General features: G+C 65.3%; 10 protein-coding genes and 2 pseudogenes. 4 read left to right on the forward strand and 8 right to left on the reverse strand.

Annotated features, from left to right (window positions below):
- Window positions 1-494: 494 nt before the first annotated feature.
- Complete coding sequence (locus ACIN94_RS32360; RefSeq protein WP_400714707.1) at window positions 495-947, reverse strand: DUF6188 family protein; 453 nt, start codon at window positions 945-947, stop codon at window positions 495-497.
- Between the two features lie 753 nt (window positions 948-1700).
- Here ACIN94_RS32360 and lgt point away from each other — a divergent pair.
- Entirely contained in the window at window positions 1701-2561 is an 861-nt protein-coding gene (gene lgt, locus ACIN94_RS32365; protein ID WP_400714710.1) for a prolipoprotein diacylglyceryl transferase, read from the forward strand.
- A 181-nt stretch (window positions 2562-2742) separates the two neighbouring features.
- Here lgt and ACIN94_RS32370 read toward each other — a convergent pair whose 3' ends face one another.
- The 4 genes and pseudogenes from ACIN94_RS32370 to ACIN94_RS32385 all read right to left on the reverse strand — a co-directional run bounded on the left by ACIN94_RS32370 (window position 2743) and on the right by ACIN94_RS32385 (window position 4099).
- Window positions 2743-2910, reverse strand: a complete 168-nt coding sequence (locus tag ACIN94_RS32370) for a hypothetical protein (RefSeq protein ID WP_400714713.1) — start codon at window positions 2908-2910, stop codon at window positions 2743-2745.
- A 194-nt stretch (window positions 2911-3104) separates the two neighbouring features.
- Window positions 3105-3245 (reverse strand): hypothetical protein, encoded by a 141-nt coding sequence (locus ACIN94_RS32375; RefSeq protein WP_400714716.1) that lies wholly within the window; start codon window positions 3243-3245, stop codon window positions 3105-3107.
- 11 nt (window positions 3246-3256) lie between these two features.
- Window positions 3257-3463 (reverse strand): annotated as a pseudogene (locus ACIN94_RS32380) (transposase); the annotation flags it as partial.
- Window positions 3464-3955: 492 nt separating this feature from the next.
- Complete coding sequence (locus ACIN94_RS32385; RefSeq protein WP_400714719.1) at window positions 3956-4099, reverse strand: hypothetical protein; 144 nt, start codon at window positions 4097-4099, stop codon at window positions 3956-3958.
- Window positions 4100-4386: 287 nt separating this feature from the next.
- Here ACIN94_RS32385 and ACIN94_RS32390 point away from each other — a divergent pair, with 287 nt between their 5' ends.
- Window positions 4387-5808: an MFS transporter gene (locus tag ACIN94_RS32390; protein WP_400714722.1), complete on the forward strand. Its 1422-nt coding sequence runs from the start codon at window positions 4387-4389 to the stop codon at window positions 5806-5808.
- Window positions 5805-6752 (forward strand): sigma-70 family RNA polymerase sigma factor, encoded by a 948-nt coding sequence (locus ACIN94_RS32395; RefSeq protein ID WP_400714725.1) that lies wholly within the window; start codon window positions 5805-5807, stop codon window positions 6750-6752. The genes ACIN94_RS32390 and ACIN94_RS32395 overlap by 4 nt, the downstream gene beginning before the upstream one ends.
- A 29-nt stretch (window positions 6753-6781) precedes the next feature.
- Here the strand turns inward: ACIN94_RS32395 and ACIN94_RS32400 are convergent.
- Window positions 6782-6913, reverse strand: a pseudogene (locus ACIN94_RS32400) (IS630 family transposase); the annotation flags it as partial.
- A 110-nt stretch (window positions 6914-7023) separates the two neighbouring features.
- Here ACIN94_RS32400 and ACIN94_RS32405 point away from each other — a divergent pair.
- Window positions 7024-7572 carry a hypothetical protein gene (locus ACIN94_RS32405; RefSeq protein ID WP_400714728.1) on the forward strand — a complete coding sequence of 183 codons (549 nt, stop codon included), beginning with the start codon at window positions 7024-7026 and terminating at the stop codon, window positions 7570-7572.
- A 169-nt stretch (window positions 7573-7741) separates the two neighbouring features.
- Here the strand turns inward: ACIN94_RS32405 and ACIN94_RS32410 are convergent, their stop codons facing one another.
- Window positions 7742-8110, reverse strand: coding sequence for a GNAT family N-acetyltransferase (locus ACIN94_RS32410; protein WP_400714731.1), 369 nt, complete (start codon window positions 8108-8110; stop codon window positions 7742-7744).
- Between the two features lie 522 nt (window positions 8111-8632).
- Window positions 8633-9292: a DUF1707 domain-containing protein gene (locus ACIN94_RS32415; protein WP_400714734.1), complete on the reverse strand. Its 660-nt coding sequence runs from the start codon at window positions 9290-9292 to the stop codon at window positions 8633-8635.
- Window positions 9293-9656 lie beyond the last annotated feature (364 nt).

Genomic DNA, 9656 nt, shown 5'->3' on the forward strand with positions numbered 1-9656 from the left:
CCGCCCGCTACCGCGAACTGGGCGCCGACTACCACGCCACCCGCATCGACACCGGAAAGAAGATTCGCAGCCACATACGGCAACTGCAAGCCCTGAGGTTCGCCGTCACCGTGACCCTGGCCGCCTGACCCATACCGCCCTCACAGACGACCCCACCGTGATCACCGGTCGGGGTTCGCTGCCGCCTGCCCAGCAGGGGTAGTGATTTTCCGGTCAGAAGGTCAGGGGTTCGATTCCCCAAGGCGGCTCTTGTGTGGTTCCTCCAGTCCTTCCGAAGAAGGACGAAGTAGATCCACAAGCCAGATCACGAGCCGGTCAGCAAGGGGGCCAAACCCGGCCTACAGGCCGAAACGACACGTGCCACGGGCGTGCCAGATGGGGTGGTCTACAACGGGCGCTCACGGAGACTCACGGATAGCGGCGCATGCCTCCTGAACTGCACAGCAGCAGGTCACGCGAGGATGGTCCGAAGCCTTCCAAACTGGTGTCTCCGGTCATCGCCAAACCGCGAGATCACCGCCCGGCAGGCAAACGAGGAGCAGAGCGCCCGGACCGTGTGCGCTCCACGCCTCGTACTGAGGATCAGGTTTCACGCTCAAATGTGCCCCAATGTCGAAGACCAACCCCAGCGCACCGGACTTGAAAGCGACCGATGAGAGAACCGTTGCGCCGAAGAGAGCCAGAGCCGGCGCTACTTCCTGGCGCTCGGGGACGAGCCGATCCATCGTCGCGTCTGGAGCGCTCAGTGGACCGTGGCTGAGCATCGCCTCTGCCTCCATGTCCACGTGAGCACCGCTGTCCAGGAGCAGCGTCAATTGATAACTCACCTGAACTTGAATCACCTGCATCCCCCGGCAGGGCAGAAGCCAACGACCCTCCAGCTCGGCCAGCTCTGTCGGTGCGTCCATACGCAAACCCTGCCAGGTGTCGACTGCAGCCCGCTTCATCACTTCGACGCTCGGTGCTCGGCGTGCCCGTTGCGTGCCCGTCAGAAGGGTGACCAAAGGGGACTCGCGGGGAATCACAGGTACTCGGAGTGCTCCCCCGCAGGTCAGCGTTTCGCCAGCTCAGCGGCCAGGTGCGATAGAGACTTCCCAAGCTGACAGCGCGGGTTCAATTCCCGTCACCCGCTCCACTCACCAAGGACCAGGTCAGTAAGAGATTCCCGACCATGGGTGTTCGTCAGCTTCTGAAGTAACCCTCTGAGCCAAGAGGCCTTCGGGTGCTTGCTCATGGCCGGTACCGCCTAGTGCGTAAGTGCTCGGCACGCTCCGCCGCCATGCGTTCCCGTCGCTCCTGAGTCAGGATCTCTTGGGGACTCGGCACCCGCCGCTTCTCATGTCTGATCGCCAGGCGGATCGCCCAGTAAAGAAAAAAGAATGTCAGTACGGCCGAAACGGCCCATACCACCAGCGAGAACAGAATCCCAGTGAACCCGATCTCCATCTGATCCTCCGCATAGGGAGAACCAGCATGCCTGATCTTGCAGACTGCGTCCATCGATGACTTCGCCCGGCCGTCGGCCCAAGGTCAGCTTTCACCCGTCGTCGACACGCCCTACCGTCTGACCTGCAGCCGTGGCCTTCGAGGCGATGAACAGGATCATTCGTCGTACGCCTGCCGCCAGAGCGGTGAAGGCGTGCGAAGTATGGACTTCGGTGGGATGTGTGATCGCGGCGGGCTGCACTAGATTGCCTGCCATGTCGCTTGCCAGCATTCCCAGTCCCTCCGAAGGAGTCTGGTATTTGGGGCCGTTGCCCATCCGTGGTTACACGATCTGCATCATTCTCGGTGTCGTGGTGGCCGTCGTCATCGCCGAGCGCCGCTGGCGGAATCGCGGTGGGACGCCGGGAACCATGCTGGACCTGGCGACGTGGGGGGTCCCGTTCGGCATCGTGGGTGCGCGGCTGTATCACGTCATCACCGACTGGCAGCTGTACTTCGGGCCTGATGCCCCCCACCGGCCGATCGACGCGATCCTGATCTGGAGCGACTCCGGACCGGGCTGGCGCGGTCTGGGTGTCTGGGGCGCCGTCGCCCTGGGCGGGGTGGGCGTGTGGATCGCTTGCCGCCGCCGGGGCATCGCCTTGAGCGCGGTCGCCGACACCGTGGCCCCGGCCGTCGCCATCGGCCAGGCCATCGGCCGGTGGTGCAACTATTTCAACCAGGAGCTGTTCGGCGGCCCGACCGACCTGCCCTGGGGGTTGGAGATCGATGCGGGCCGTCCGGGGACCGTGCCGGGCGTCACCACCTATCACCCCACGTTCCTCTACGAGTCGCTGTGGAGCCTGGGCCTGGCGCTGGCACTGATCTGGATCGGCGGTCGCTTCGCGCTGCGGCACGGCCAGCTCTTCGCCTTGTATGTGGCGGGCTATACCGCGGGCCGGTTCTGGATCGAGGGCCTGCGCGTCGACCCGGCCAACGAGATCCTCGGGATGCGGCTGAACCAGTGGACGTCGATCGCTCTGTTCCTGGGCGCGATGGCCTATGTCTACCTGACCCGAAACAAGAGGTCCAAGGAGTCTCTGGGCGATGAACGGGTTCCCACCGAGGTGAAGTGACCCCACGCGATGGCGCCACCTGGATACGGCGGGCCTTGCCGTTACTGAGGCTTTTTCATCCTGATGGCCTGGTACGGCAGGCCGGCGGAGAACAGTGCCTCCGTGTAGCCCACCGGAGCTTGCAGCGGAGTGATCCACCGGCCGCGGCGGCCCTGCGGGAGTCACGGCCGACGGGTTCTGCTCACCTCGGTTTGGGAACGCCTCCGCACAGGTAGGTGGACTCCTCAGCGAGCGCGTCCAAGATGCGCTGGTTGGCCACGTCGCGTTGGCCGTCGATGCACTTGGCGTAGACCTTGAGCATCACGTCCACCCCGTGGCCGGCCCGTTCGGCCGCTTCCGGTGCATGCACTCCGGCGTTGAGCCAGAGGGAGACCACCGCGTGCCGCAGGTCGTACGGCCTGCCCGCCAGAGGTGAGGCGACCTGGTCAGGTGTGAAGGCGTAGGTCCGGGCCTCCTTCCAGACCTTGGCGTACGCCGACCCGGAGATCAGGCCACCCGTGCGGGTCCGGAACAGCCGGCCATCATTGCCGACGCCGTGCTGACCTACTCGGCGAGGCCCTTCGTCTTGAAGGTCGTGGACCTCTCCCGGTTGCCCACGGTCCAGCGGACCGTGTGGGAGACGATACGGGGTTTCTTACCCGTCCCCTCAGATCGGGTGTTGGCCCGGATCTCCCAGAACTTCACCTGGTCGGAAACGGAAAGTCATGGGGCAGGTATTTCCAAGCGATTCCCGTGCGGTTGACGTACAGGATCGCGTTGAAGACCTCCCGCAGCCCGACCGAGGCAGGCTGACCGGTGGGCCTGCGATCGAGCCGGGCCTGCCGCCAGGCGGTCAAGGTCGGCTCGATCAGCGCCCAGCGGGCATCGGACAGGTCGCTGGGGTACGGCTTTCGCTCACTCATGACAGAGCTTTTACCTGAACCATGCGATCGGCAGTGCCTTCGACCAGTAGGGAGTTTCCGCCTCATCGCTAAACCAGACGGAATCCGAACGACATAGATGAACTAAATGGGCGCTCCGATCATCTCCTCGGACCACGCGAATTCACTCCTACAGTACGAAATGCCCCGAAAGCCGCTGGCCGCAAAAGCGACTTATCTCTACTGAGCATATGTAAACGCCCTCTAACGTTTTCCGTAGGTGAGCAGGATGGTCTTAGCCGGGGCCTCGGGTGGTGGCGCGGGTGATCGGGTAGCGGATTTGGAAGCGGCTGGCGTCGCGACGGGTGAGGTTGACTGTGCAGACCCCGGTGGTCGACGGCCTGCTGTACGGCATCGTGCCGTGGTCATCGCGATCATCGCGCACACCCTGGCCGGACTGCTGCATACCGTGATCAAGAACATGCCGACGCACCCGACCATGATCCAGCATCTAGCGATCTTCGAAGACGGACCCTAGGTACGGGTGGTCACCATCGCACCAGCGTACGAGCCGATCATGGTGGCTTCCTCGCGGGTGAGGTTGCCGGCCAGCCGGTAGCCGAGCTCGCGCTGGAACTCCTCGAAGGCTGCCAGCTCAGGCAGGCCCTCGCCGTCCACGACATGGACGAAGGTGACTCCGTCAGCGAGTCGGAAGCTGCTGTACCGCAGCCCGGCCGGCGCCGCGGTCGCCAGCTCAGCGAAGACGTTCTCGATCAGCCGCTGGTTCTCGTCGGCCGATTCCGACTTGGTCTAGTAGCGGATCACTGCTGCGCTCATCAGGCTCTCCTCGATTAGTTCGCTGTTACTGGTACTGACAACGCGAACGCTGGGAACTCATCGCCGCGATGACTCGGGGCCTTCGCCGCTGTCAGTACCAGTGACAGCGACTTTCTGGAGGACCTCTCGTGAGTAGCAAGGATCGGACGGCCGTCGAGCAGCGCTGGGTGCTGGGCCTGACCTCGATCGGCGCGGTGATGGTGGCGCTTGACGCGCTGGTGGTGGCGGCTGCGCTCAGCACCATCAAGCAGGATCTCGGTGCCTCGATCGAGCAGCTGGAGTGGACGGTGAACGCGTATACCCTCAGCTTCGCGATGCTGTTGATGATCGCGGCGGCGCTCGGCGACCGGTGGGGCCGGCGACGGATGTTCGCGGTCGGCCTGGGCCTGTTCTCGGTTGCCTCGGCCGCCTGTGCGCTGGCCTCTTCGGTCCAGTGGCTGATCGCCGCCCGCGCCGTGCAGGGGGTCGGGGCGGCCGTCGTGATGCCACTGGCGATGAGCCTGCTCGGCGCGGCTTTCCCACCCGAACGTCGGGGCTGGGCGATCGGTATCTTCAGCGGACTGACGGGCCTCGGCGTGCTGGGCGGCCCGGTCGTCGGCGGCGCCGTGACCGAGGGCCTTGCCTGGCAGTGGATCTTCTGGATCAACGTACCCGTCGGCGCGGTAGCGATCTTGCTCGTTCTCCTCCGGATCAGCGAGAGCAGTGGAGCGGTTCGCCGCCTGGACCTGGGTGGCGCCGCCCTGATCACCTTGGCGGTCCTCGGCATCGTCTGGGGTGTCGCCCGTGGTGAGACGGCTGGCTGGGCCAGTGTCGAGGTGCTCGGCTCTTTCTTGGTCGGAGGCTTGCTGCTGCTGGCATTCCTGGCCTGGGAGAGCCGCGCACCGCAGCCGATGGTGCCGCTGACCTACTTCCGGTCGAGAGCGTTCTCGGCCGGTAACGCGGCGGGCTTCTTCCTCACCGCCGCGCTGTTCGGTGCGGTGTTCTTCATGGCCCAGTACATGCAGGTGGCCTTTGGTGCCGGTCCGCTGGAGGCCGGGCTGCGGCTACTGCCGTGGACCGCCACGCTCTTCCTCGTAGCGCCCGTCGCCGGCCGACTCGTGGACAGGGTCGGTGAACGCCCGCTGGTCGTGGCCGGCCTGGGTCTGAAAGCCGTCGGCATGTTCTGGATCAGCCAGGTGAGCAGCGGTACAGCGCAGTACGCCGAACTGATGGCGCCGCTGATCGTGGCTGGGTGCGGCGTCTCCATGGCGCTGCCGGCGGCACAGAGCGCGAGTATCGGAGCACTGCCCCGCGAGGCCGTCGGAATCGCCTCCGGTATCTACAGCATGATGAGGCAACTCGGTGGAGCCGTCGGAGTAGCTGTCCTGGCTGCGGTCTTCGCCGCCGCTGGGGGCTACGAGTCCTTCGCCACCGGATTCACCCGAGCCTTGGCCGTCTGCGGCGTACTGTCGTCGCTCGGAGCGATCGCGGGGCTCTGCATCAGCGTACGACGTAGCGTAGTACCCGGTGCTCCGAGCGCTCGGCCGGAGCCAGTCGAGGAGCCGGTGTGAACCTGGAGGACGAATTCGCGCAGTACCGAAGTGAGCTGGTCGCGCACTGCTACCGGATGCTCGGCTCGCTGCACGACGCAGAGGACGTGCTACAGGATACGTACCTGCGCGCTTGGAAGGGATTCGCGGAGTTCGAGCAGCGCTCGTCGGTCAAGACGTGGCTCTACCGGATCGCCACTCGGCTCTGCCTGAACGCCTTGCAGCACAGCAGTCGCCGCCTTGTGCCCTCAGCGTTGGGTGCTCCCGGCACCGATCCGGAAGATCTGGACGCGCCGGCGCTGGAGACGAGCTGGCTCGAGCCGTTCCCGGATCACCTGCTGAGCACTGACCCGGCTCTGGTCGTCGGGACTCGGCAGAGCCTGAGGCTGGCGATGGTTGCCGCGTTGCAGCACCTCCCGCCGCGGCAGCGCGCGGTACTGATTTTCCGGGATGTCCTTGCTTGGCAGGCGTCCGAGGTTGCCGCGCTGCTCGAAACGACGACTGCGGCGGTCAACAGCTCGCTCCAGCGCGCGCGTGCCGAGCTCGCCAAGGTCGCACCCGCCGAAGAGCAGTTCAGCGAACCGGACGAGCCCGGACGCCGTGCTCTGCTCGACCAGTACGCCAAAGCCTTCGAGCAGGCGGATCTGGTCACTCTGGAAGGCCTCCTGACTCAGGACATCCGGTGGGAGATGCCCCCGATCCCGACCTGGTTCAACGGCCGCGAGGACGTACTGCGCCTGATTGCGGCGAAGGTGGCTCCTGGGGAGGGGTTGCGGATCATGGTGGAGACGTCGGCGAACGGCCAGCCCGCGTTCGGCCTATACAGCCGCAGTCGCGACAGTGGCTTTCACGCGCGCTACTTGCAGGTGCTGACGCTGGCCAAGGCGGGAGTGTGCTCAGTGCTCGCGTTCCACCGGGCCGACTTGTTCCCCTCCTTCGGCCTGCCGATCGACCGCCCTGCCTAGTGCCGTGACCTTGATGGTTCACCGGGGCGTCATGCCGCCTCGGTGATGGGACGTCCTCCCCAGCGGATGCCTTTCTCGCTGTGGATGCGGGCGCGCTCGCACCGTTTGGCGGCCAGCACGTCGGGATGACGGGCATTGGCATTGCGCCGGCGCAGGTAACGCTGCGACCTCGCTGCCCACCCCTCACCTCGTCGAGCGCCTGGCGGCCATCCGACCGACGGCTCATTCGCCAGGTCGCTCGTTAAGGCTTGTACGACTCCAGCATTCAGTTGTGGCGCAGGCAGCGCGACGAGGGCGCGTTGAAGGGCGTGTCCGGGGACAAGCAGGTAGCGTCGGCATTTTCATGATGCCTGCGTCTGTGCCGTTCCTCGTCATCGAGAGCCAGACCTTGCGCTACGTAGGTCTCGCCATCCTTGGCGTCGGTGCCACGCTGGGCGGTCCGCTTGGAGTCGTCGCTGTAGTCCAGGAGATGCTTGCTGATCGAGCACGACTCCAGCAAGCCGCCGAAGATCCTCACGAACGTCTATACCGTCGCATCCAGGCCGTCAATAAGGCCTTCACGGAAGCGGCCGGTCTCATGGATGAGCTTCGGCGCGACCTCGAAGCCCAGCAGGCGACTCGCGAGGCCCTGCTTGTCGAGGCCGAACGGCAGCAACGACTCCTCGAAATCAACAAGGATGAGGCCGAGAAGATCCGGCAGATTCTGATTGGCGAGACCAAAGCCACCATTCGTGCCGAGCGCCGTCGCCAGTGGATGTACATCGGCATTGGCGCGCTGCTCTCCATACCTGTCGGTGTGTTCGTCAACTGGATCAGCTAGCAGGGCACAGCGCTCCGAGAAGAGGCGGCAAGCACCGTCAAACGACGACAGCGTTTTTGCAGGTCAAAGCCGGTGCTGCCCCTTCTGGTGCAGGTCATGGGCTTGCCGAATTAGAACCTGGCCTACAGGCCGACTCGAGGTCAGGCCTGCCCCTACGTCGCCGACGCCGTCAGGCGTCGAGGTCGCGGAGCCCGACGGCGTCGTGACGCCAGAACGGCTCGGAGTAGACCAGCGTCCCCGTCATCCACGGCTCGTACGCCGGAAGCCTGATCACCTGGAAGGCTGCGTCGGGGATGCGCAGGGACGGCTTGCGGAAGCCCAGCTCGGCCCCCGAGGTGAACCCGAAGCGGGAGTAGTAGCCGGGGTCGCCTTGCAGGAAGACGAGGGGGCTCTCCCCTTCGGTTAGAGTCGCGAGCCCGGCGCGGACCAGGGCCGAGCCGATGCCCTGCCGCTGACGCTCGGGCAGCACGCCCAGCGGGCTGAGCACCCGCACGTCGACCAGCCGCCGCGGGGCGTCGAGCAGGCTGCGGGTGAACATGACGTGCCGACGACCTGCCCGGCGTCCTCGGCCACAAGAGCGAACCCCCGCCAGCGCCGAGAAGCGCCGCGTCGTATACGCGTCGCCGTGCGCGCTCGGGTAGCCCGTCCTATGGCGTTTTAGCACGTCGAGGCTTATGTCGGAGCTCGATCGACAGGGCTCTGTAAAACCGCTGGCAGTTGGTACCGCACTCACGACCGCCTCTATGCGGCCGGCCACCATAAGTGGATGGGGACGATCAACGGGCCGGGGCCCTTGTGCCTCAGCCATGGCTCACCGGACACGCTGGCCGGGACGGCGGCTTCATCCCCTAGCATCCATGGCCCGCGACCGGTAGCACAATCTCAGGCGCGTCAGTTACCGCGCACCGGTTCGCATGCTGTAACCCACGGTCCACCTGCGAAAACAGCCCCGAAACCACGATCGTTGGAGCGGTCGCCCTGTGGCACCTGGTCGCCGTGCGATGTCGTCGTATCTGGTCATCTATCTCGATGTCCTGCGGCGCTCTCGGAGGGGCGTCCGTCAGGCGGTTGGGCGGTGGTACCGCACCCAGATGTCCCCGCTGATGTGGCCGGACAACCGCAGCACTACCCCATCCGGTGACGGAGGCTCGGGCAGCCTGTTGTGGACCCGGAGGAGCCGTATCCACCCGCCGGACGTCATCTCATCGGAAATCACCTGCCAGCCGACTGGGACGCGGATGATGATGTCTCCGAAAGGCGAAAGGCAGTGCACGTGCATGGCGATTTCGCGGTGCGGGCAGATCGCCTCCCTGAAGTCGATCACTGCGGTGCGCCAGGTGCAGTCGACGTTGATGCGCGCGGGTGCCGTCCACCGTCCGGTCTGCCTGATCGCGTGCGTGCCACGAGAGTGAAGCCGCAGAACGTCCTGGCCGCTCGGCTGTATCTCGCGTTCCTCCTGGGGCAGGTCGGCGACGATGGCGTCCAGTTCCCCGAAGGTTCGGGCCCCATATACCCGATCGAGGCGTTCGGTCAGCTCCTGGACGCTGATGCGTCCCTCGCCCGCTGCGACACGCAGCATCTCGGCGATTCGCTCCCGATCACGGTCACCCGCCCGTAAATCCGGCTGTATCTCCACGGTGAGAAGCGTAATGATCAACGCTTTGCGCTGCCAGCCGCCAAAGGGGTAGTTAGTGCCCTCCACCCAGCCGCACGACGGCACTGTTGACGGCAACGTCCCCAGACGCCGCCAGAGCCGACCGGACCCCCCTGGACACTCAGCCCCAGATCAGAGCCCGTTTGCCCATGGCATCGGTCAGCTTTTAGTTTGCGGGTTCGAAGGTTGCTCTGCTGGAGCGCCAGAGTGGACCGCTGGATCCCAAGCGGCTAATCCGACGGTCGCAGGTTCGAATCCTGCAGGGCGCGCAACCGAGACCAGCTCAAACACCGTCTGAGCTGGTCTTTTGTTTGGGTACGGCTCCCACCCCACATGGTTGCGTCCACGGAGGTGGTGTACGAGTTTCCCCAGGTAGTGGGCGTGGCGCCGTGAAATGAGGACGGCCATCGCGTGATCCTTCGAGTGCGAA

It is taken from the genome of Streptosporangium sp. NPDC087985 (assembly GCF_044741965.1).
Classification (GTDB): domain Bacteria; phylum Actinomycetota; class Actinomycetes; order Streptosporangiales; family Streptosporangiaceae; genus Streptosporangium.

Bases quoted from the DNA above. Each gene is read 5' to 3' on its own strand.
- ACIN94_RS32360 (WP_400714707.1), bottom strand. From the start codon at position 947: ATGAAGCGGGCTGCAGTCGACACCTGGCAGGGTTTGCGTATGGACGCA.
- lgt (WP_400714710.1), top strand. From the start codon at position 1,701: ATGTCGCTTGCCAGCATTCCCAGTCCCTCCGAAGGAGTCTGGTATTTG.
- ACIN94_RS32410 (WP_400714731.1), bottom strand. From the start codon at position 8,110: ATGTTCACCCGCAGCCTGCTCGACGCCCCGCGGCGGCTGGTCGACGTG.